Raw genomic sequence first — 21,857 nt, 5'->3', positions numbered from 1 at the left:
CTGTTCAGATAAGCACATTTTTGACTAATTATTCATAAATGCGACTTGAGTTGGGGGAGCAAGGCTGTTTCCAGTCGATGTTCCTTCAGCCTTTATCCAGCGTGGCTTGCAATAGAAAGAGGGAGGCATCATGCCTCCCTCATTTTTAGCCCTGATACTACGTGGACTGGAACTCAAATTCTCTTAAGTGAACAGCATTGGGGTCATTGACCCGGGCTTTTTTATGCTTCGCCCATATCACGCCGTCGATTGAGCGTCGATCGGCTGCGGCGTTTACTCCTCGATAAAGGTCCACTCGTCGCGCACCCGGCTGATGGCATCGAGCCGCCGCTTGGCAAGCTGCTCGCGGATTGCCTCCCCTTTGAAGCCTGCCGCCACTATCTCCTTGACCGGCACAGCCTGCGCCGCCTCCAGGGCCTCGGCGACATAGTCCGGCTGACTGTAGACCTTCTCTTCGAAGCCGGTACGACCGTGGAAGTCGGCGCGACAGGCATCGAGCAGCTGGGCAAAGCGCTCCGGTCTGCGCCAGGCATCGGCCTTGTCGAATACCTTGAGCAGGGTCGCGGGCTTGAGCTCGAAGGCAATGTGGATATGGGTGTGCAGGTCGCTCACCAGCAGCGCCAGATCGCGACACTCGTTCGGCACCCGGAAGCGCTCGCAAAAATCCCGAATGAGCGGCAACCCCTTCTGGCCATGGCCGTGATGGCTCGGCCAGAAGGCGGGCGGAGTCAGCCCTTTGCCAAAGTCGTGGCAGAGGGACGCGAAGCGCACGGTCAGTTCGGGGGAGAGACGACATGCCTGCGCCAGCACCATCATGGTGTGGATGCCGGTGTCGATCTCCGGGTGCCATCTGGCAGGGGCCGGCACCCCGAACAGGGCATCGAGCTCGGGGAAGAGCGCCTTGAGTGCGCCGCATTCGCGCAGCACCTCGAAGAAGATCTGGGGTGTCGGCCCCAGCAGCACTTTTTCCAGCTCCTTCCAGACCCGCTCCGGGGTCAGGTGGGCCAGCTCTCCAGCCTCCGTCATCTCGCGCATCAGCCCCAGCGTCTCGGGGGCCACCACGAACCCCTGGGCATGGAAACGGGCGGCGAAGCGCGCCACCCGCAGGATGCGCAGGGGATCCTCGGCAAAGGCCGGCGAGACATGGCGCAGCAACCGCGCCTCCAGATCCTGCACGCCGCCGTAGGGATCGTGCAGTTGCCCGTCCTCATCTTCGGCGATGGCGTTGATGGTGAGATCCCGGCGCAGCAGATCCTGCTCCAGCGTCACCTCGGGGGCGGCATGGCAGACGAAGCCGGTGTAACCCTGCCCCTGCTTGCGCTCGGTGCGCGCCAGGGCGTACTCCTGCTGGGTTTTGGGGTGAAGAAAGACCGGAAAGTCTCGGCCCACCTGGGTGAATCCGAGACCCAGCATCTGCTCCACCGTGGCGCCGACCACCAGGTGATCCCGATCCCCCTGGGGCAATCCCAACAGGCGATCCCGTACCGCCCCTCCTACCAGATAAATCTGCACGCGCACTCTCCCTCGATAAACTTGCCCCGATGATACCGCTTTTGGCCAAGAGAGACGATGTGCCCCCGCCGCACCGGGCTCGTCATCACTCGGCCGGGCGGCCGCTTTCCGCCATCGTCCTGGGTGAGTCAGCCCGTGGTTCGAGCCAGCTCCCCTTATGGTATCCGGGTCTTTGACATCCCTTTTGGGAGGCTTTAACCTGCCGCCCATAACAATGGAATGGATCCTTATGTACACACAGTTCTTCGGTCTGTCGGAGCCCCCGTTCTCCATCTCGCCCAACCCCAAATACCTCTATATGAGCGAGCGTCACGGGGAGGCCCTCGCCCACCTCAACTACGGGTTGCAGGACGGTGGTGGTTTCGTGCTGCTGACCGGGGAAGTGGGTACGGGAAAGACCACCGTCTCCCGCTGTCTGCTGCAGCAATTACCCGCCGACACCGAGATCGCCTACATCCTCAATCCCTCTCTGACCGAGCGGGATCTGCTGGCCGCCATCTGCGACGAATTCCAGTTGCCCTACGGCGAAGAGGCCAGCCTCAAGCAATTGTTCGACCTTATCCGGGATCATCTGCTGGCGAATCTGGCGGCAGGCAAGCGCAGCGTGGTGCTGGTGGATGAAGCCCAGCACCTGCTGCCCGGCGTGCTGGAGCAGTTGCGACTGCTCACCAATCTGGAGACAGACGAGAAGAAACTGCTGCAGGTGGTGCTCATCGGCCAGCCCGAGCTGCAACAGATGCTGCGCCAGCCCCTGCTGCGCCAGCTGGCGCAGCGGATCACCGCCCGCTATCACCTGCTGCCGCTGTCGCGCCAGGATGTGGATGCCTATGTCCGCTTCCGGTTGCAGGTGGCAGGCTGCGTCCAGCCCATCTTCACCCCCAGGGCCATCCAGACCCTGCATCGCCTCTCCGGGGGCATTCCCCGTCTCATCAACCTCATCTGCGACCGCGCCCTCATCGCCGCCTTCGCCCGTGGCAGCCACAAGATAGTGCACGGGGACATCAGCCAGTCCGCGTATGAGGTGAGCGGCATTCGCGACGAGGGAAGCTGGCAATCCGGCCTCACGGTCGCCCTGGTGGGCGCCCTGCTGGTCGCCACCGGCTGGTGGGGCTGGCAATTCTTCGGATTCTTCCCAACCCGCCCCCTGGTCAAGGTCGAGGTACCGGTCAAGGTGGATGACACGCCGGAGCAGCAAGCCCAGCTGACCCGCGCCATCAATCAGGCGCTGGAGCCGGACGTCGCCATGCAGAATCTCTACAAGGTATGGGGCTACCAGGCCGAGCTGGAGGAGGCAACCTGCGACAATGCCCCCCGTGCGGGCCTGCGCTGCCAGGAGGGAGAAGCCTCCCTGGCACAATTGCAGGCGCTGCAATACCCGGCCCTCATCAGTCTCACCGACGAGACCGGCGGCCTCTATTACGCCACCCTGGTCAGCCTGGGGGCGGACAAGGCTTCCCTGCTCATCGGCAACCAGAGCTGGCAGGTGGACAGGCAGTGGCTCTCCGACGCCTGGGGCGGCAGCTACACCCTGCTCTGGCGCATGCCCAGGGGCAACGTGCCCCTGATCGCGAGCAATGCCGGGGCTGCCCAGGTGCAGTGGCTGGACAACGCCCTTAGCCGCGCCATGCAGCAACCCGATCGCAAGGTGAGTCGATTCGATGCCACTCTCAAGAACAAGCTGCAACAGTTCCAGCGCGAGCAGGGACTGACCCCGGACGGCATCGCCGGCAGCAACACCCTGCTGCGGCTGAATGTGGCCTCCGGCGAACCCATGCCCAGGCTGGAGGATGAATCCCTGCGAGCCAGTACGCCGGTCGATCTCGACAGCGTGGCGGATGATGAGACGGATCCCATGGTCGAGGAGGCCTCCTGATGTCCACCCTGCTCAAGGCCCTGCGCCGGGCCGACCAACCCCAGTTCACCCCCCATATGCCGCTCATGGGTCTGCCCGTGAGCCAGGAAGAGGAGCCCAACCGCCGCTGGATCTGGTGGGCCCTGGTGCCCCTGGCCCTGGTGATGGGCGCCGCCGCCAACTATGGCTGGCACCTCTATCACCTCAAACCCGTGGAACAGCAGGTCGAAGTGAAGGAAGTGGTGACTCCCCCCTTCGTGCGGGTCGAACCCAGGCCCATGATCACCCGGCCGCTGCCGCCCCCCCTGCCGGAGCCCGTGGTCGCTCCAAGACCTGCCGCAACCCCGGCTGCGACTACCGCAAACCAGGGGGGACAGAGTCTGGCAGAACGGCTGATGGCCGCCCTCAACAACACGCCGCTGGTGGAAGAGAGTGCGCCCCAGGCTCAGGTCCAGACCAGTGCCATCCCCCTCGGCGCCCTGGCCCCGGCCCTGAAACAGCAGGTACCGTCCCTGACCTATGGTGCCCACAACTACTCCTCCGACCCGGCCAAGCGGGCCGTCGTGCTCAATGGACGGGAGTGGCGCGAGGGGAATGAGATAGCCCCCGGTGTCATCCTGGCAGCCATCGCCCAGGACTACATCGTCCTGCAGGTCGACGGCCAGTATGCCAGCCTCAAGGCGCTGCAAGACTGGCGCGGCTGATCTGCCGGCATCCGGTGGCCCTCCCCCGGGAGGGTCACCGCCCATTCTGAGGGAGCCCGAGAGCTCCCCTTTTTAATCAATAACCTACACTCGACCATTGCCATGCGCCGGGTCGGGGATCGCCCTCCTGATGGCGGGCGGACTTATCATCAGAACATGAGCACACTGTGAGCCACTCAGACAACACCACCTTCGCCACCCGCATTCTGGACTGGTACCAGATCCACGGCCGCAAGACCCTGCCCTGGCAGCAGGACAAGACCCCCTACCGGGTCTGGGTCTCCGAGATCATGCTGCAACAGACCCAGGTTGCCACTGTCATCCCCTATTACGAGCGGTTCATGGCCCGCTTCCCCGACGTGCTGGCCCTGGCCAACGCCCCCATCGACGAGGTGCTGCATCACTGGACCGGGCTTGGCTACTACGCGCGCGCGCGCAACCTGCACAAGGCTGCCCAGCAGATCCGCGATCTGCACGGCGGCCTCTTTCCGGAACAACTGGAAGAGGTGATGGCCCTGCCCGGCATCGGTCGCTCCACCGCCGGGGCCGTGCTCTCCCTCTCTCTGGGCCAGCCCCACGCCATCCTGGATGGCAATGTGAAGCGGGTACTCACCCGCTGGCTGGCGCTGGCGGGCTGGCCGGGCCAGAAGCAGGTCGAGCACGATCTCTGGGAGCTGGCGACCCGCCTCACCCCGCGCGTCGGGGTGGCCCAGTACAATCAGGCCATGATGGACATGGGGGCCACCGTCTGCACCCGCAGCAAGCCCGCCTGCGAGCGCTGCCCGGTGCAGGCCGATTGCCAGGGGCTGTCGCAGGGCAACCCCACCGCCTACCCTCACAGCAAGCCGAAGAAGAGCATTCCGGCACGCAACGGCATTATGCTGATCATCCGCCACGGCGATCAGCTGCTGCTGGAGAAGCGTCCGCCGCAAGGGATCTGGGGCGGGCTTTACTGCTTCCCGCAGGTGGAATCCCTCACCGAGGTGACCGGACGACTGCGGGAGTTGGGGCTGGAGGATGCCGCCTATCAGGAGCTCGCTGGATTTCGTCACACTTTCAGCCACTTCCACCTCGATATCCGCCCTTTGCTGATCGAAATGGCTGTTCCGCCCGCCCCCCTGCTCATGGAAGCGGATACCCGACTCTGGTATAACTTACGCCATCCTGCCGAGGTGGGATTGGCGGCGGCCACGGCCCGTCTGCTCGCCTACCCGGACTTACAACCAGACTTGCAACCACAGAGGTCAACATGAGCCGTACCGTATTTTGCCTGCGCCTGAAGAAAGAAGCGCCGGGTCTCGATTTCCAACTCTACCCCGGTGAACTCGGCAAGCGGATCTTCGACAACATCAGCAAGGAAGCCTGGACCGAGTGGCAGAAGAAGCAGGTCATGCTGATCAACGAGAAGAAGCTGAACATGATGAATCTCGAGCACCGCCAGTTGCTGGAAAAAGAGATGGTCAGCTATCTGTTCGACGCGGGTGAAGTCCAGATCGACGGTTACACCCCTCCCAGCCAGTGAGCGGGGATCGAGTCAAAGGGCCAGCGTCCCCCTGAGTCGTCAATATGCCGCAGGGTGACACCAATCCTGGCTCAGGCCAGTCAGTGACGGGCGGCCCCACCGCCCGGTTTGAGGATCTTATGGGTCGTTTTTTTGGGCTGCTGTGCGCCCTGCTGTTTCTCTCTGCCTGTTCATCCACACCCCAGACCAGCGGGAGTGGCGATGATGATCTGGTCAACGGCAAGGACGTGCGCGGTTTTGAACACATGATCAGTGCGCTCTCCCATAACGTGAACGAGATATGGGGGCGCGAGGCGCTGTTCGCGGGCAAGTTTGACTACGTCAAATACACGGATCAGTACAAGAGCCGCGCCCACATCGATTTCTCCAGCGGTCACATCATGGTGGAGACCGTCTCGGGTCTAGATCCCCGCGCCCACCTGCGTCGCGCCATCATCGAAACCCTGCTGACCCCGGACGATCCGGCAGAGGTCGACCTCTATTCGGACCGTGAGATCATGCCAGGTGGCGAGCCCTTCCTCTATGGCCAGGTGCTGGACAACCAGGGACAAGCGATCCGCTCCAGCTGGCGTGCAGAGCGTTATGCCGACTATCTGATCGCCAACGCGATGAAGAAGCGCACCCTCGGGATCCGCAACATCTTCTTCATCGACATTCCCATGGTGGCCAACCACGAAGACAGGCGCGGCTACAAATACGCCAGCATCATCCGCGACGCCTCCCGCAAGTACGGGGTCGCCGAGAGTCTCATCTACGCGGTGATCAAGACCGAGAGCAGCTTCAACCCCTATGCGGTCAGCCACGCCAACGCCTATGGCCTGATGCAGGTGATCCCGGCTACCGCTGGGCGGGATGTCTATGTGAGGGTCAAGGGCAAGGATGGCCAGCCGACCAGGGAAGATCTGTTCAATCCGGCCTACAACATCGATGTGGGGACCGCCTACCTGCACCTGCTGCAGACCGTCTATCTGGCGGATATCCAGGATCCCCAGTCCCGCCGCTATGCGGTGATCTCCGCCTACAACGGTGGTGCGGGAGGGGTGCTCAACACCTTCTCCAACGATCGCAAGGCGGCCCCCGGCATGATCAACCGCCTCTCCCCCGAGGCCGTCTATCAGGTACTGACCGAACAACATCCCAAGGCAGAGGCTCGCCGCTATCTCTACAAGGTCAATCAGGCCGAGAAGGGGTTCAAGCGAACCGTCGCAAGCCGGGCTGGCTGATGGCATGCAAGAAGGGCGCTCCTGGAGCGCCCTTCTCATTTACTGTGGCCTGAAAGCTTACTTGGCGATGAAGCCGCCCTTGCTCAGGGGCGCTGCCCCCACCTTCTCCAGGTGTTCCACCTCGACTTCGGTCTTGTTCCAGCTGTGGTCCACCTCGCCGCGCACGCGGATCAGATCGTCAGGGCCCACCTCGGTACCGCGCCACACGTCACCGTCCACCTCCACTTCCACCTCGCCGCTGTCGTCACGGAACAGGTAGTTTTCGCCACCCAGGTGTTTGACCAGCTTGCCTTCCAGGGTCACCCACTGATCATCGGCCACGTCTTTCAACTGGGCGACCGATACCTTGTTCTGCTCCTTGGGGCCGGTGTAGGCCGCCATGGCGAAGGAAGAGACGGACATCAGGGCCACCAGGGCGATTGCTTTTGCGTTGTTCATTTCATGCTCCTGTCTTTGCGGTATGAGGGCATCTTGCCCGGGGGCGCGTGAAACAAACGTGAAGCCTCCCCATTCAGGGAGGAGTGATGTGATCGCAAGCGATTAAATGGCCACGGCATGCTGCAAAAATGTATTCGAGTGGATACCTTTTCACCTGGCCATGCGGGTTCCCAGCCCGCCGCCATTGAGGAACAGCCCGCAGGCCCGTCCTGCCCCATCCATGAGAACAGCTACATGAACAAATGGCTTTTGTGTTTATTGGGACTCTTCGCCCTCACGGCCCATGCCGCCGAGACGCGTCCCCCCTTCTCCCGCATCGTGATGTTCGGCGACAGCCTCTCCGATACCGGCAAGATGTACGACAAGATGCGCGGTTACCTCCCCTCCAGCCCGCCCTACCATCAGGGCCGCTTCTCCAACGGCCCGGTCTGGCTGGAGCAGCTCACCCAGCACTTCCCGGGCCTCGCCATCGCCAACGAGGCGGAAGGGGGCGCCACTGCCGTGGCCTACAAGAAGATCTCCTGGAATCCCAAGTATCAGGTCATCAACAACCTGGATTACGAGGTGACCCAGTTCCTGCAAAAGGATGGCTTCAAGCCCGACGATCTGGTGATCCTTTGGGTCGGTGCCAACGATTACCTGGCCTATGGCTGGAACACCGAGCAGGATGCCAAGCGGGTGCGCGACGCCATCAGCGATGCGGCCAACCGCATGGTATTGAACGGTGCCAGGCAGATTCTGTTGTTCAACCTGCCTGATCTGGGCCAGAACCCCTCGGCCCGCAGCCAGAAAGTGGTCGAGGCAGCCAGCCATGTCTCCGCCTACCACAACCAGCTGCTGCTGAACCTGGCACGCCAGTTGGCTCCCACCGGCATGGTGAAATTGTTCGAGATCGACAAGCAGTTCGCCGAGATGCTGCGCGAGCCGCAGAACTTCGGCCTGAGCGACACCGAGCACGCCTGCTATGGCGGCGGCTATGTGTGGAAGCCGTTCGCCTCCCGCAGCGCCGCCACCGACAGTCGGCTGGCCCCCTTCAATCCCGAGGAGCGCCTTGCCATCGCCGGCAACCCCCTGCTGGCTCAGGCCGTCGCAACGCCCATGGCGCGCCGCAGTGCGGGCGAGCTGAACTGTGAAGGCAAGATGTTCTGGGACCAGGTCCACCCCACCACAGTGGTACACGCCGCCCTGAGCGAGCGGGCTGCCGCCTTCATCGAACAGGAGTACGAATTCCTCCCTCGATAACGGAGGCCATCCTGCCAGGGCCGGCGCTTCGCCGGCCCTCTTGCCGACAAGGGCAAGCAACCCCATATGACACCCATCACAGATTCGAGTCACGGTTCCCCGGCGGTCTTCTGTCTCCACTATGATGCAGATGGATATCACAATATGTTTTATATCAGTTGCTTGTAGATCGAGAAAAGCGAGCTACGTTTAAACGTGTTGTGGTCGAACACAGGCCCAACCCACGAGGCGAGGCGACATGAATTCGCGCTCCCCACACACAAGATTGCAGAGGCATCTATGAACAAAACACTGATTACCTTGCTGGTTTCAGGCTTGCTTGCGGCCAACGCCCAGGCAGCCGGACAAGACAACACCTGGTATGGCGGTGCCAAACTGGGTTGGTCCAACTTCTACGGTGTCGATGAAAGCAACGCCATCGCCATCACCGACAAAGACGACGATGAAGTCGGCGCCGGTGCGTTCGCCGGTTACCAGATCAACCAGAATCTGGGTGTCGAACTCGGTTATGACTACCTTGGCAAGCTCAAGTACAGCGGCACCCGCAATGGCGCGGCCTTCAATGACTCCGTGCAAGCCCAGCTGGCCCAGCTCACGCTGAAACTGGGCTTCCCGGTTGCGGACAATCTGGACCTTTACGGCCGTGTCGGGGGCGGCTATGGCTGGACCGACAGCGATCAGCTGGAAAACGACAGCCGCTTCACCTTCGTCGGCGCGCTCGGTGCGGAGTATGCCCTGAGCCTGGATTGGGCAGCCCGCCTCGAATACCAGTACAGCACCCCGTATGGCAGCCGTGACGATACCGGCCTGCGCATGGACAACGGCCTGCTCTCCCTGGCCGCCGTCTACCGCTTCGGTCAGGTTGCACCGGCTCTGCCGGTCGCAGCTCCCGCCCCCGCGCCCGAGCCCGTGATGGTCGACAAGCAGTTCACCCTGAGCTCGGACGTGCTGTTTGACTTCAACAAGGCCACCCTCAAACCCCAGGCCGGGCAGGCGCTGGATACCCTCTACAGCCAGATTGAAGAGGTCAGGCCCAAAGACGGGTCGGCCACCGTCATCGGCTATACCGACCGCATCGGTTCCGAGGCCTACAACCAGAAGTTGTCCGAGCAGCGTGCCCGGACCGTGGCCGATTACCTGATTGGCAAGGGCCTGCCTGCCGGCAAGGTCAATGTGGAAGGGCGTGGCAAGCAGTCTCCCGTCACCGGCGACAGCTGCACCAGCAAATCCAAGCGCGAGCTGATCGTCTGCCTGGCCCCGGATCGCCGGGTAGAGGTCAAGGTACAGGGCGTCTCGGAAGTACAGCAATAACGACGACCCCAAACAAAACGGGAGGCCATGGCCTCCCGTCTTTTTTTATGCTTCCTCAGATGCGCGTGCGCACATCCGCCGCAATCTGATCGAGCAACAGTTGCCAGCCCTGCCCCAGCTCGTTCACCAGGGCGCCATACCCATCGGCAGGCAGCACCCGCTCCTGCTGGAAGGGAACATCTCTCAACACGACCCCCTCCTCCGTCAGCAGGCGCCAGCGACCGCTAAGCAGGGCCCGGCCGTCGTGCCGCCCCTGGAAACGCTCGACCGAGATGCTCAGCACAGGCCCCTTGCGGGCCCCGTCTTGACGCACCACCCAGCCAGGCAAGCGGCTGGAGAGGCCATTGAGGGTCAACTGGTTCAACTGGGCATCGAGGGAACCTGCCCAGCGATGGTACTCGGCAAAGTGCAGCTCCTTTCCCTCCAGCTGATAGACCAGGCTCATCCGGTCAAGCTGACCGGACAGGGCGACGGGGCGCAGCACCAACTGGTGCTGCGGCTGCGCCGTGGTGACACTCGACGGCGCCGTGTCGGCATCCAGCGAATAGTAATGCAGCGTCGTCGGCGCACTGCCACATCCCGCCAGCAGGCCCAGCAAGGCCAGCGTTATCATCCGTTTTTTCATCATTTTCCTCGCTTGGGCTCGGGATCCCGCGGACGAGCGCGGTCAAAGATCAGCGAACTCGGCTGCTCGTTCAGTGAATGGACCAGAGGTTGCAACTCGCTCATCAGCTGGTTGAGGGATTGCACCGACTGACGCAGCTCCTGATTGGTCTGGGAACCGGCATCATAGGTCTGCAACGTCTCCTGCAACTGCTTGAGGCTCTGGTTGAGGGAGGCCGGCAACTGCTGGGTCGACTGCTGACCGGTAAACTGCTCCAGATTCGCACTCACGGCACTGACATGCTTGAGCGTCTTGTCCAGCGTCATCAGGGTGCTGTTGACCTGAGTGAGGGTGGTGGCCATGTCCATGTCGACGAACTTGTCGAGGATGAGGTTCACCTTGCGCTCGATCTGATCCAGCCCGGCCTGGGCGGTCGGGAAGACCTGATAGCCCGCCATCTTGAGCGGCTGATAGACAGGCGCATCCGGATAGAAGTTCAGATCGATCACCTTGCCCCCCGTCAGCAGGCTGGCGGTCTTGAGGCTGGCCCTCAGCCCTTCCTTGAACTGCTTGTTGAACAGGGCCCGCCACTGCTCCTTCTCCGCATTGGCATAACGGTGGGAGAGACGCTGCACCTCGATGCGCGCCAACACCGGGATCTGTCGGCTCTTGAACAGCTGGACGCCCTTGTCGTCGATGAGATAGGGAGCCGAAATGACGGTACCGACCCGGATGCCGCGATACTGTACCGCCGCGCCGGGATGCAGCCCGCCCACATCATTGTCGAACAGGAAGACATAGTCGATGAACTGATCCAGGCTACCGGCCAGCACGCTCTCCTCGTCCTTGAACAGCACGAACTCGTCGTTCTGTTTCACCGGCTCCCCCGGCAGCCAGCCGGGAGGCAGCCCCATGGTGATGCCGCCGTTGATCAGGCTCTCCAGCGAGTCCATCTTCACCTTCATCCCCTCGCTGCTCATGGAGACCTCGAAGCCGGGCGTCAACCAGAACCGGGAGTTGCTGCTCACCAGGACGTCATAAGGCGCGTTGATGAAGAGCTGGTACTGCATCTCGCTCTTCTCGGGCAGGAACTTGGTCTCTTCGACCTGGCCGATGGTGAATCCCTGATAGCTGATGGGGGAACCCGCGCCCAGCGCGTTGGCATCCCGGCTGGACAGGGAGAGCCGCAATCCCTTGGCATCCAGGGATGCCAGGGGTGGCCTGTCCAGCATGGCGTATTCGCTTCGCGCCCTGCCCTTCTTGCCGGGAGAAAGCTCGATATAGGCACCGGAGAGCAAGGTGCCAAGACCGGAAACGCCCTCACGCCCGACCCTGGGCTTGACCACCCAGAACTGGCTGTCTTTCTTGAGCATGCCGGCGGCGGCATTGGTCAGGCGAGCCTTGAGCACGGCATGGCTGTAGTCCTCGCTGAGCTCCACCGTCTCGATACGGCCCACCTCCACTTCACGAGAACGGATCACCGTCTTGCCCGCCACTATGCCCTCGGCGGTCGCCACCGTCAGGGTGAAGCTCGGCCCTTGTGAATACCAGTGCTGGAACAGCATCCAGGCGCCGATGAAGAGCGCCAGCAAGGGCACCATCCAGATAGCGGCAGCCGAACTCATAAAATCAGAGCCCGGTTTCCACCTTGTCTTACGCTCACTCACGTTCGCGTTCTCCTTGTTGTAAATCCCAGATCAGGCGGGAATCGAAACTCATGGCAGCCACCATGGTGACCAGTACGACCCCGGCAAAGGCGACGGCCGCAGGGCCAGGGTAGATGGTCATCAGATTGTCGAGCCGGATGAGACCGGCCAGGATGGCCACCACGAAGACGTCGATCATCGACCAGCGCCCCACAAATTCGGTCATGCGATAGAGTTTGAGCTTGCCGAGGGGAGATGTCCCCTGGCCGCGCTGCACCACGTAGCAGAGCCACAGCAGCGCCAGGATCTTCACCAGCGGCACCACCACGCTCGCGAAGAAGATGACGGCGGCAATGGGGTAGGAGCCCATGGCCCACAGCAGCACCACCCCGCCCATGATGGTCGAGGGGCTGTCATCCCCCAGGAATACGGTGTCCATGATGGGATACAGGTTGGCTGGGACATAGAGGATCACCGAGGTGATCAGCAGGGCCCAGGTGCGGTTCAGACCACCCGGCTTGCGGCTGTGCAGGTGATCCCCGCAGCGAACGCAACTATGGGCATCCTGCTCGTTCAGGGCGCCGCAGATGTGACAGCCCACCAGACCGCACGACAGGGCGCTCTCCTCGGGATCCAGCTCCCTCGCCGCCGTCGGGCCGAACAGCCGCTGCCACAGCCACATCCGATCCAGGGAGGAGATCATCTTGATGAGCAGCAGGGTGTAGCCAACGAACGCCCAGAACGACAGCCCCATCTTGATGTCGGCCATCCCCATCAGCTTGACCAGAGAGATGAGCACCCCGATGAGGAAGACGTCCACCATCAGCCAGGGCTTGATCCGGCACAGCAGGCGGCCAAGGGAGCGCAGGGCCTTGCTGTGCAGTTCCTTGTCCAGGCGCCACAGCACCAGCATGATGGAGCCGATATAGACCAGCGGCAACCCGATCAGGGTAATGCTCAGCACGGCCCCGAGGAACAGGTAGCCTTGATCCACCAGGGTGGTGATGCACTGCAGGAAGGTCATCTCCTGCCCCACCCCCTTGGCCGAGAACGACATGAAGGTAAAGGCGTTGGAGAGCACGAACATGATGATGGCCGCAAAGCCATAGGCGATGGGCCTGCGCTCCTGCTCCGGCAGATGACGAGTCAGGGTATGGCCGCAGCGCGGACAACTGCTCGTCTCCCCCACGGCCAGCTCGGTGGCCGGCACCAGCAGGTCACACTCTTCGCAGGCGGTCGCGTCATGGGTATAGGTGGGTGGATGTTGGTGTGAAACCGGATGCAAGATAAGACCCCAGCATGAGGCCCGCCACGGGGCCAGAGCCGCCAATTATTGCAGCAGCGGCCCCTGCCGACCAGCCCTGTCGTTGTCCATCCTGCCCGGGAGTGAGAATGACTTTGACAAGGCAGTGACCATTTAGCACAATCAAACGCCACTTTTTTTCCGCGGGACAATAATTTATGACAACTGAATCCCCAAGCTACTCCACTATCGAGCAGGCCTTCTCCCTCGGGAACGGGCAAGATTCTGCCCTCAACTGGTTGCGCAAAAACCGTAGCCAGGTCGCCATCTTCCTGGTGAGCGGCATCAAGCTGGAGGGGACCATCAGCGGTTTTGACCAGTACAGCGTGCTGTTGACCGATGCCCATGGCAATCAGCAACTGGTCTACAAGGCCAAGATTTCCACCATTGCCATGCACTCCGGCCGTCCTGCCGTCAGCATCCAGCGAGCCCGCAAGCCACGGGTTTCCATGGCGCCGCGCCCCCATGGCGCCCCCAGCCGTTATGACGACAACCAGGGTGGTGGCAGCGAGCAGTAAATCTCGCCCCCGCCCATCCTGACGGTGTTGCTGCGTCAGCCAGTGACATCTGCTCCCCACTCTCATGTTTCGCCTGTCCCGTATGAGAGTGGGGCTTCTCTCCCGAGCCGGTTGTTGACCCGCTCGTCTTCGTCACTCAGCAGGTCAACCCGACCGGTTTTCCCTCTCTGACCATGCAGACCTGCATGCCGGCCGCTTCACCGGCCTGTGCGCCTATGCCCGTGTCCTCGAACACCAGACATTGACCGGGCTCGATCCCCAGGCGTCGCGCCACCAGCAGGAAGGTGTCTGGATGGGGTTTGTGCAGCTCCACGTCGTCGGCGGTGACCACCACGGGGAAATACCGATCCAGCCCTGTGTTGCGCAGCACCGCTTCGGCATTGATACGGGGAGAGCCTGTCCCTATGCCCATGGGGATCCGGCCGTGATAGCGTTCCACCAGATCCAGCATGGCCGGGAAGGGGGTGGCCTTGTGCAGGTTGGCGACATAGTGTTCGGTCTTGCAGCGTGTCACCACCAGGGGATCCAGCGCGATCTGCTGCACTTCGGCCACCAGCAGGGCTATCTTGCGGCTGGGCATGCCTCCCAGCTCATAAAACCAGTCGGCGTCGAACCGAAAGCCAAACTCGCGGGCGGTGTGCTCCCAGGCGGCCAGGTGCAAGGGCATGGAGTCCACCAGAGTGCCGTCGAGGTCGAAAACCAGGCCTTGAAATCCGGATAGGGTCATGGTGCAGGATCTGTCTGTGAAAAATGGGCCTTCATTCTAGCCAGAGCGCGGGCGCATCGCCATGCGCCAGATGGCGAGAAACGCTTGCCACCTCATTTATACAGGGCGGCGTGGATCTGAAAGCCCGCACGTATACAGATCAGCATGGATCTGATGCCGGGCAGGCAGCCTCCACGCAGGTGTCAGCGATAGGCCAGGGTACAGGCCCGCCCTTGTGATTTGGCGTGATAGAGTGCCTGATCCGCCTGCTCGGTCAGGGTTTGCCACTCCTTGTCCGATGACGGAACCAGATAGCTGAACCCGATGCTGACGGTGAGTGTCGCCGCCACCCGGGAGGCCGGATGGGGAATCTGCAAGGCGTCAAGGCCGTGGTGGATCTGCTCCGCCAGCCGCTCCGCCTCTCCCGGCTGCGGTGAACACAGCAGGATGACAAACTCCTCCCCCCCATAGCGGGCCACCAGGTTGGTGCGCCGCCGCTCGGTGTCCTGCAGCAGTGCCGCCACCCGCTGCAGGCACTGATCCCCCTTGCCGTGGCCGAAGTGATCGTTGTAGGACTTGAACTCGTCCACATCGATCATCAGCACCGCCAGCACCCCCTGATGGCGGCGAGCCCGCTCCCACTCCCGTTCCATGGTGATGTCCCATTGGCGGCGGTTGGCGATGCCAGTCAGGGGATCTTCCAGAGACAGCAGGGAGAGGCGCCGGTTGGCCTCCTCCAGCGCCCGGTTGGTATCGGCCAGTTGCCGGGTCCGCTCCTGCACCCTCAGCTCCAGCTCCCGATTGAAGCGCTCAAGCTTCTCCTGGGTGCGCTGGCGGATCAGCAACTGGGAGAGCACGGCGGCATACTGCTTGAAGATCTCGCTCTGATACGCCTTGAGGGGGCGCCGCCAGAGCAGGTTGTCGGCGGCGATCCAGCCGATGGGGGTACTCCCGTCCCAGAGCGACACCATGGCGTTCCAGCCGCGACCCACCTCCTGCTTCTCGTAATAGAGAGGCGTGTCCTCCAGCACCAGGACATAGTCCTTGCGACGCAGCGCCTCCTGCACCGTGGGGTGATCCGGAATGGGGCTGATGAAATGGCGCTCGTCGATGAGCTCACCCGCCTCGTTGGTACCCCAGGTACCGTGCATGGTCTTGAATTCACTGTCAGTCAGGAAGATGGCGATGCGATCGAACTGCAACTCCTGGCGGGCCAGTGCCACCGCGTCGTGCAGCAGACGATCCTCGCTCTCGCAGCGGGAGAGCTTGACCCCCACCTGATGCAGCGCCTGCAGCATGCTGAGGAAAGAGTCCTGCAGGGCCTGGCTGCGCACGAGGTCTGCCTGGGTGTGGAGCCGCTGATCCCGCTCCAGATCCACCTGTCCCGCGAGTCGCCGACTCTCGAGCTCGGCGGCGAGATAATGCATGAGCAGTTGGATGCTCTGTTGCTGGCGTCTTGGCAGGCGATCGAGACGACGGCGGGTTTCCAGATAGACCACGGCCTCCAGCCCCTTGTGACGCTTGAGGGGGAAGCTGGCGCGCAGGCGCGGGGTCTCGGGTTCGACGCTCTCCCGCTCCCAGATGGTACGGGTCGGCGCGATGGGCTCCACCAGCAACTGGCCGAGCGCAAGGGAACGTTCGATGAAGAGGATGGGCAACTCGAGGGAAGAGAGGATGTCGGCGCTCAGGCAGAGCAGACCCTGTTCCGGGCGATAGTGATAGAGCTGGGGCGTCGGAGCACGCAGCCACAGATAGATCTGTTCAGCCTCTGTTTTTTCCCTGACCGCAGATAAGGTCACTTCACAGAGATGTTCAAAACTGGTGAAGTGCTCCGGATCCCATTCCTGCATGCCAAATCATCCTTGGTTGTATCCAAGCGAGTATATCGGCAAAGCCCGGCCATTAATTGACCGGGCAATCAAAAGCGAGATCCAGAGCCCAGTTTTTACAACAGATTCAATGCCTGCATGGCACTGCGGATGCGCTCGCGGGTGGCCTCGGAGAGCGGCATCACCGGCAGACGGCACTCTTCGCTGCACAGACCCAGCAGGGAGACCGCATACTTGGCCCCTGCGGGGCTCGGCTCGGCGAACATGGCCTGGTGCAGCGGAATGAGCTTGTCCTGCAATTCGCGGGCAGCTTGCCACTCACCGGCCAGCGCCAGGTTCTGCACCTCGGCCACCAGCTTGGGGGCCACGTTGGCCGTCACCGAGATGCAACCCTGGCCACCACCGATGTTGTAGGCCACGGCGGTGGCGTCTTCACCGGAGAGCCAGGCAAACGGCTTCTTGATGAGCTGGCGTTCAACCCAGGGGCGGGCCAGATCACCGGTGGCATCCTTCACGCCGGCAATGCGCGGCAACTCGGCCAGACGGGCCAGGGTCGCCGGCTGCACGTCAACGATGGCGCGGGGCGGAATGTTGTAGACGATGATGGGTTTGGTGGTGGCGTCGTGCACCGCCTTGAAGTGGTGATAGAGCCCTTCCTGATTGGGGCGGTTGTAGTAACCGGCCACATGCAGGGTGGCATCCGCCCCCATCTGCTCGGCATAGCGGGTGTATTCAATGGCTTCAACCGGGTTGTTGGAGCCTGCACCTGCGATCACGGGAATGCGCCCGGCCACCAGCTTGACCACCAGCTCCACCACGCGGCAATGCTCATCGTGGGTCAGGGTCGGGCTCTCCCCGGTCGTGCCGACCGGCACTATGCCATGGGTTCCCTGCTCTATGTGCCACTCCACCAGGCGAGCCAGTGCGGCCTCGTCCAGCTGGCCCTGTCGAAATGGGGTGATCAGGGCAACTATCGAACCTTGAAACATGGGATTTCCTTCTCCTAAACAGATGGATTGGTCAATAAAAAGCCCCGGTACGGGAGTCGCTACCGGGGCTTGAATCGTCTCAGGGATGAGAGGTTACGCGCGCACGCCAGCAGGCCCGATTGTCAGGCTGTGTTTATGCTTTCGTTTCGATACGCATGACCGCATTGCATCATCTCTGGGTAAATAGGCATCTGGGCATATTTCGGGAACACGGCATAAATGTCAAGGCGAAAGCGGCCATGTATAATGGCCGCCCAAAAATGCGTGGAGAGACCCAATGAGCCGTCCTGTCAGTGCCGTCAGTCAGATGCTGGAACGTAACCAAGCCCTCTTTGTCGGCAAGCGGCTGTTGGTGTGCGGTGCCCTGGAGGATGATTATCCTCGTCAACTGGCCGAGCTGGCACAAAGCCTGACCGTCTTCACCACGGATTACTGCTATTACCGCACCCAGCAGGCCGCTCTGGGAGACGCCATCCTGTTCGATCACCAGCTGGGTGGCGCCCCCCGATTCGATGCCCTGCTGCTGCTGATGCCCAAGGCCAAGGCCGAGGCGCAATACCTGCTGGCCATGATGACGCCGCTGCTCGAAAGCGGGGCCGACCTGTTCCTCGCCGGCGAGAACCGGGGCGGCATCAACGGAGCAGACAAGCTGCTGGCACCTTATGGCGAGAAACCGATCAAGCGCGACTCTGCGCGCCGCTGCTCTCTCTACCACGGCACGCTCGACAAACCGGTCGTCCCCTTCGAGCTGGACGCCTGGTTCAGTCGCTATGAGTGCCAGGCGGGCGACACCACCCTGACCGTCATGGCCCTGCCCGGGGTCTTCAGTGCAGACGGCCTGGATCTCGGCACCCAGATGCTGCTGGCGAGCCTCCCCCCCGTGACGGGCAAGCTGCTCGACTTTGGCTGCGGCGCCGGCGTCATCGGTTCCGTGCTGGCCAAGCGCAACCCGGCCCTGGCCGTCACCATGGTGGATATCAATGCACTGGCACTGGAGTCCAGCCGCCGAACCCTGGCGGTCAACGGTCTGAGCGGACGTGTTCATGCCTCCGATGTCTATTCCGACATTGCCGAAACATTCCAACAGATTGTCTCGAATCCCCCCTTCCATGCCGGGCTCAAGACCTTCTACGCCGCCACCGAAACCTTCCTGGCAAAGGCACCTGAGTACCTGACCGCAAATGGCGCCCTGACCATAGTCGCCAATGCCTTCCTGCGATACCAGCCTATACTGGATGCGCACTTCAAACAGACCGAGGTGATCGCGGGCGATGCCAAATTCAAGGTCTATCTGAGCAAAGTTTAAAGAAGTGCAACGGTTGTAATAAAACAAGTAGAGAGTGCCAGACGGGATCTGTTAAGGTGCCAAGAAAACGTTTACCTCCCCTTTAGGGATGTTTTTTTCGCAGCGACATGAAAACCTTTTCAACATCATGATCTCAGGGAGAGAACGACGATGGCAGGCATACTCACCATGATACTGGCAGGCGGTGAAGGTACCCGACTGCAACCGCTGACCACCACCCGCAGCAAACCCTCCGTACCCTTTGGCGGCAGTTACCGGTTGATCGACTTCGTGCTCAACAACTTCGTCAACGCCGACTTCCTGCGCATCTATGTACTCACCCAGTTCAAGTCCCAGTCCCTTTACCTGCACATGAAGAAGGGCTGGAACATCGTCGGCATCACGGATCGCTTCATCGACCCCATTCCGGCCCAGATGCGAATGGGCAAACGCTGGTATGACGGCACCGCAGACGCCATTTACCAGAACCTGCGCTTCATCGAGATCTCCGACCCCGAGCACGTCTGCATCTTCGGCTCCGATCACATCTACAAGATGGACGTGAGCCAGATGGTGAGCTTCCACAAGCAGAAAGCGGCCGCCCTGACCGTCGCTGCCCTGCGCATGCCCATCGAGGAAGCAAGCGCCTTCGGGGTGATCGAGGTTGATCAGGAAGGGCGCATGATTGGCTTTGAAGAAAAGCCCCGTCACCCGAAACACATCCCCGGGGATCCCACCCAGGCGCTGGTCTCCATGGGCAACTACATCTTCGAGACCGAGGCCCTCTATCGGGAGCTCAAGCGGGATGCCGCCGAGGAGAACTCCAGTCACGATTTCGGCAAGGACATCATTCCCAGCCTGTTCCCCCGTGCCCCCGTCTATGTCTACGACTACAGCACCAACGTGATCCCGGGCGAGAAGCCCAATGTCTACTGGCGCGATGTGGGGACGCTCGACTCTTACTGGCAGGCGCACATGGACCTGGTGGCCGACGATGCCCCCTTCTCTCTCTACAATCGCAAGTGGCCGCTGCACACCCATTACCCGCCCCTGCCCCCCGCCACCTTCATCGATACCGACGACTGCAAGGTCAAGATCGCCAACTCCCTGATCTCCGGTGGCTGCTTCATTCAGGGCAGCCAGATCCAGCGATCCATACTGGGATTTCGCTGCAACATAGGCCCCTGCAGCCACATCAGTGAATCCGTGCTGCTGGGGGATGTGAGAATCGGCGAAGGTTGCTCCATTCGCCGCGCCATCATCGACAAAAACGTTGAAATTGCACCCGGCACCGTGATCGGTGAGAATCTGGACCATGACAGAGAGCGGTTTACCGTATCCGAAGGCGGTATCGTCGTGGTACCTAAGGGAGCAAGAGTTGGCTATTAACCCACTGAAAATCCTGTTTGTAGCCTCGGAGGTTGAGGGGCTGGTGAAGACCGGGGGCCTGGCGGATGTGGCCAAGGCCCTGCCGCAGCATCTCGCCCGTCAGGGGCACGATGTGCGCATCATTATGCCCTTCTACAAGACCATCAAGCGCCGGGACGAGGCCACCCTCCTCGCCTCGCGCTGGCTCCCCACCCCCCAGGATCGCAGTGATATCAGCTATCGCATCCATCAGCTGGAACTGGACGGGATCTGCGTCTATCTGCTCGATTGCCCGCACTATTTCGACCGCCCCCAGCTCTATGCCGAGAACAACCAGGCCTATCCGGACAACGGCGAGCGCTTTGCCTTTCTGGCCGCGGCGGCCCTGCATGCGTGCGAACAGCTGGGTTTCGCTCCCGACATCGCCCACTGCAACGACTGGCACACCGGCCTGCTGCCGCTGCTGTTGAAAACCCGTCACGCCCACAACCCTTTCTTCCAGCATACCCGCAGCGTGATCAGCATTCACAACGCGGCCTTTCAGGGGGTATTCGAGCGCCAGCAGTTCTGGGCCGTGCCCGAGATTGCCGACTACGAACAGCGCATCAGCTACGACTACGGCCACGTCAACCTGCTCAAATGCGGCGTGCTCTATGCCGACAAGATCAACGCGGTCAGCCCCAACTATGCCAGCGAATTGCTGACTCACCTAGGTGCCCACGGCATGGCCAGCATCTTCCAGCAGCGGGCGGCGGATCTGCGCGGCATCCTCAACGGCTGTGACTATCAGGACTGGGATCCGGCGTTCGACGACTTTCTGCCGGCTACCTATGACGTCGACAACCTGGCCGGCAAGCGCATCTGCAAGCAGAGCCTGCAACAGGAAACCGGCCTGCCGGTGGTGGATCTGCCCATCTATGGCATGGTGTGCCGGCTGACCGAGCAGAAGGGCGTTCACCTGCTACTGCCGGTGCTGGACAAGTTTCTGCATCACAAGGTGCAGGTGGTGATCGTCGGCTCGGGAGATCCCTCCCTCGCAGCTCAGTTGCAGACTCTGGCGCAACAATTCCCGGACCGGCTCGCCTTCATCAACACCTATGACGACCGGCTCGCTCATCTGGTGGAAGCGGGTGCCGACTTCTTCCTGATGCCTTCCCTGTTCGAACCGTGTGGACTCAACCAGATGTACAGCCTGGCCTATGGCACCCTGCCGCTGGTGCGGGCCGTCGGCGGCCTGAAAGATACAGTGGTGGACTGGGATGCCGACCCGGAGCACGCAACCGGCTTCTGCTTCAACGATCCCACTGCCAGCACCTTGCTCGATGCCATGCGCCGCAGCCTGCTCTACTACCTGCAGGATCCCGAGCAGTTTGCCCGTGTGCAGCACCACGCCATGAACACCCGCTTCGACTGGGCAGACTCCGTCATCCTGTACGAACAGATGTATCAGGATGCGCTGGCCACCGTCTGACGCCGATTGCTGAAGTTTTGTGCCCTTGGCACGCCTTTATCCGTCAACAGCGAAAAAAGTCCCCTTTGGCTGTTGACGCCCCCCCAAAACTCTATAGAATCCCCCACCGCAGTGATGCGAAGGTGGCGGAATTGGTAGACGCGCTAGCTTCAGGTGTTAGTGTCCCACGGATGTGAGGGTTCGAGTCCCTCTCTTCGCACCATACTGCAACATGCTCTTATCAGGCGGCATGTAAATTCAGACTGATAACCCGATGTGCGAAGGTGGCGGAATTGGTAGACGCGCTAGCTTCAGGTGTTAGTGCCCCCCGGGTGTGAGGGTTCGAGTCCCTCTC

General features: G+C 61.7%; 18 protein-coding genes, 1 tRNA gene and 1 pseudogene. 12 read left to right on the top strand and 8 right to left on the bottom strand.

Going from position 1 to position 21,857, the window contains the following annotated elements:
• Positions 1-273: 273 nt before the first annotated feature.
• A complete protein-coding gene (locus tag OKC30_RS01410; protein WP_045522083.1) occupies positions 274-1,512 on the bottom strand; it encodes a multifunctional CCA addition/repair protein in 1,239 nt (412 codons plus the stop codon).
• 229 nt (positions 1,513-1,741) lie between these two features.
• Here OKC30_RS01410 and OKC30_RS01405 point away from each other — a divergent pair, with 229 nt between their 5' ends.
• From OKC30_RS01405 to mltC, 5 genes are all read left to right on the top strand, one after another.
• Entirely contained in the window at positions 1,742-3,385 is a 1,644-nt protein-coding gene (locus OKC30_RS01405) for an ExeA family protein (protein WP_160836654.1), read from the top strand.
• Positions 3,385-4,068 carry a GspB family T2SS assembly factor variant ExeB gene (exeB, locus tag OKC30_RS01400; RefSeq protein WP_042882413.1) on the top strand — a complete coding sequence of 228 codons (684 nt, stop codon included), beginning with the start codon at positions 3,385-3,387 and terminating at the stop codon, positions 4,066-4,068. The genes OKC30_RS01405 and exeB overlap by 1 nt, the downstream gene beginning before the upstream one ends.
• Before the next feature lie 167 nt (positions 4,069-4,235).
• Entirely contained in the window at positions 4,236-5,321 is a 1,086-nt protein-coding gene (mutY, locus tag OKC30_RS01395; RefSeq protein WP_042014850.1) for an A/G-specific adenine glycosylase, read from the top strand.
• Complete coding sequence (locus OKC30_RS01390) at positions 5,318-5,590, top strand: oxidative damage protection protein (protein WP_010675742.1); 273 nt, start codon at positions 5,318-5,320, stop codon at positions 5,588-5,590. Before mutY ends, OKC30_RS01390 begins: the two co-directional genes overlap by 4 nt.
• Before the next feature lie 119 nt (positions 5,591-5,709).
• Positions 5,710-6,813, top strand: a complete 1,104-nt coding sequence (gene mltC / locus OKC30_RS01385) for a membrane-bound lytic murein transglycosylase MltC (RefSeq protein ID WP_010675743.1) — start codon at positions 5,710-5,712, stop codon at positions 6,811-6,813.
• A gap of 57 nt (positions 6,814-6,870) precedes the next feature.
• Here mltC and OKC30_RS01380 read toward each other — a convergent pair whose 3' ends face one another.
• Positions 6,871-7,251, bottom strand: a complete 381-nt coding sequence (locus OKC30_RS01380) for a YgiW/YdeI family stress tolerance OB fold protein (protein WP_039040598.1) — start codon at positions 7,249-7,251, stop codon at positions 6,871-6,873.
• Between the two features lie 234 nt (positions 7,252-7,485).
• Between OKC30_RS01380 and OKC30_RS01375 the strand changes: the two genes are divergently transcribed.
• Together OKC30_RS01375 and ompA are read left to right on the top strand one after the other, a co-directional pair.
• On the top strand, positions 7,486-8,493 hold the full coding sequence (locus OKC30_RS01375) for an SGNH/GDSL hydrolase family protein (RefSeq protein WP_160836656.1): 1,008 nt from the start codon (positions 7,486-7,488) through the stop codon (positions 8,491-8,493).
• A gap of 279 nt (positions 8,494-8,772) precedes the next feature.
• Positions 8,773-9,804 (top strand): porin OmpA, encoded by a 1,032-nt coding sequence (ompA, locus tag OKC30_RS01370; RefSeq protein ID WP_160836658.1) that lies wholly within the window; start codon positions 8,773-8,775, stop codon positions 9,802-9,804.
• A gap of 55 nt (positions 9,805-9,859) precedes the next feature.
• Here the strand turns inward: ompA and OKC30_RS01365 are convergent, their stop codons facing one another.
• From OKC30_RS01365 to OKC30_RS01355, 3 genes are read right to left on the bottom strand one after another with little or no spacing between them, the layout of a single operon-like run.
• On the bottom strand, positions 9,860-10,429 hold the full coding sequence (locus OKC30_RS01365) for a PqiC family protein (protein ID WP_160836690.1): 570 nt from the start codon (positions 10,427-10,429) through the stop codon (positions 9,860-9,862).
• Complete coding sequence (pqiB, locus tag OKC30_RS01360; RefSeq protein ID WP_160836660.1) at positions 10,429-12,075, bottom strand: intermembrane transport protein PqiB; 1,647 nt, start codon at positions 12,073-12,075, stop codon at positions 10,429-10,431. The genes OKC30_RS01365 and pqiB overlap by 1 nt, the downstream gene beginning before the upstream one ends.
• Positions 12,068-13,339 (bottom strand): paraquat-inducible protein A, encoded by a 1,272-nt coding sequence (locus tag OKC30_RS01355; protein ID WP_160836662.1) that lies wholly within the window; start codon positions 13,337-13,339, stop codon positions 12,068-12,070. Before OKC30_RS01355 ends, pqiB begins: the two co-directional genes overlap by 8 nt.
• 176 nt (positions 13,340-13,515) lie before the next feature.
• Here OKC30_RS01355 and hfq point away from each other — a divergent pair, with 176 nt between their 5' ends.
• Positions 13,516-13,875, top strand: coding sequence for an RNA chaperone Hfq (gene hfq / locus OKC30_RS01350; RefSeq protein WP_039040603.1), 360 nt, complete (start codon positions 13,516-13,518; stop codon positions 13,873-13,875).
• Between the two features lie 136 nt (positions 13,876-14,011).
• Here hfq and OKC30_RS01345 read toward each other — a convergent pair whose 3' ends face one another.
• From OKC30_RS01345 to dapA, 3 genes are all read right to left on the bottom strand, one after another.
• Complete coding sequence (locus tag OKC30_RS01345; RefSeq protein WP_128341788.1) at positions 14,012-14,602, bottom strand: HAD family hydrolase; 591 nt, start codon at positions 14,600-14,602, stop codon at positions 14,012-14,014.
• A 182-nt stretch (positions 14,603-14,784) separates the two neighbouring features.
• Positions 14,785-16,431 (bottom strand): sensor domain-containing diguanylate cyclase, encoded by a 1,647-nt coding sequence (locus OKC30_RS01340; RefSeq protein ID WP_160836664.1) that lies wholly within the window; start codon positions 16,429-16,431, stop codon positions 14,785-14,787.
• A gap of 95 nt (positions 16,432-16,526) precedes the next feature.
• On the bottom strand, positions 16,527-17,399 hold the full coding sequence (dapA, locus tag OKC30_RS01335; RefSeq protein ID WP_039040606.1) for a 4-hydroxy-tetrahydrodipicolinate synthase: 873 nt from the start codon (positions 17,397-17,399) through the stop codon (positions 16,527-16,529).
• A 277-nt stretch (positions 17,400-17,676) separates the two neighbouring features.
• Between dapA and rsmC the strand changes: the two genes are divergently transcribed.
• The 4 genes and pseudogenes from rsmC (at position 17,677) to OKC30_RS01315 (ending at position 21,725) form a co-directional block, all read left to right on the top strand.
• Positions 17,677-18,705: a 16S rRNA (guanine(1207)-N(2))-methyltransferase RsmC gene (gene rsmC / locus OKC30_RS01330; protein WP_160836666.1), complete on the top strand. Its 1,029-nt coding sequence runs from the start codon at positions 17,677-17,679 to the stop codon at positions 18,703-18,705.
• A 147-nt stretch (positions 18,706-18,852) separates the two neighbouring features.
• Positions 18,853-20,073, top strand: a pseudogene (gene glgC / locus OKC30_RS01325) (glucose-1-phosphate adenylyltransferase); the annotation flags it as partial.
• A complete protein-coding gene (gene glgA / locus OKC30_RS01320; protein ID WP_160836670.1) occupies positions 20,063-21,523 on the top strand; it encodes a glycogen synthase GlgA in 1,461 nt (486 codons plus the stop codon). The pseudogene glgC and the gene glgA, both read left to right, overlap by 11 nt.
• Before the next feature lie 116 nt (positions 21,524-21,639).
• A tRNA-Leu gene (locus OKC30_RS01315) sits at positions 21,640-21,725 on the top strand.
• The last annotated feature ends 132 nt before the right edge of the window (positions 21,726-21,857 follow it).

It is taken from the genome of Aeromonas sp. QDB18 (assembly GCF_027705325.1).
In the GTDB taxonomy this organism is placed as follows: Bacteria; Pseudomonadota; Gammaproteobacteria; order Enterobacterales; family Aeromonadaceae; genus Aeromonas; species Aeromonas caviae.
Note: the sequence above shows the minus strand (reverse complement) of the source record. Positions and strands in the feature narration are given on the sequence as shown.

Coding starts and splice junctions, on each gene's coding strand:
- OKC30_RS01405 (WP_160836654.1), top strand. CDS start 1,742: ATGTACACACAGTTCTTCGGTCTGTCGGAGCCCCCGTTCTCCATCTCG.
- exeB (WP_042882413.1), top strand. CDS start 3,385: ATGTCCACCCTGCTCAAGGCCCTGCGCCGGGCCGACCAACCCCAGTTC.
- OKC30_RS01390 (WP_010675742.1), top strand. CDS start 5,318: ATGAGCCGTACCGTATTTTGCCTGCGCCTGAAGAAAGAAGCGCCGGGT.
- mltC (WP_010675743.1), top strand. CDS start 5,710: ATGGGTCGTTTTTTTGGGCTGCTGTGCGCCCTGCTGTTTCTCTCTGCC.
- OKC30_RS01380 (WP_039040598.1), bottom strand. CDS start 7,251: ATGAACAACGCAAAAGCAATCGCCCTGGTGGCCCTGATGTCCGTCTCT.
- OKC30_RS01375 (WP_160836656.1), top strand. CDS start 7,486: ATGAACAAATGGCTTTTGTGTTTATTGGGACTCTTCGCCCTCACGGCC.
- ompA (WP_160836658.1), top strand. CDS start 8,773: ATGAACAAAACACTGATTACCTTGCTGGTTTCAGGCTTGCTTGCGGCC.
- OKC30_RS01365 (WP_160836690.1), bottom strand. CDS start 10,429: ATGAAAAAACGGATGATAACGCTGGCCTTGCTGGGCCTGCTGGCGGGA.
- hfq (WP_039040603.1), top strand. CDS start 13,516: ATGACAACTGAATCCCCAAGCTACTCCACTATCGAGCAGGCCTTCTCC.
- OKC30_RS01345 (WP_128341788.1), bottom strand. CDS start 14,602: ATGACCCTATCCGGATTTCAAGGCCTGGTTTTCGACCTCGACGGCACT.
- OKC30_RS01340 (WP_160836664.1), bottom strand. CDS start 16,431: ATGCAGGAATGGGATCCGGAGCACTTCACCAGTTTTGAACATCTCTGT.
- dapA (WP_039040606.1), bottom strand. CDS start 17,399: ATGTTTCAAGGTTCGATAGTTGCCCTGATCACCCCATTTCGACAGGGC.
- rsmC (WP_160836666.1), top strand. CDS start 17,677: ATGAGCCGTCCTGTCAGTGCCGTCAGTCAGATGCTGGAACGTAACCAA.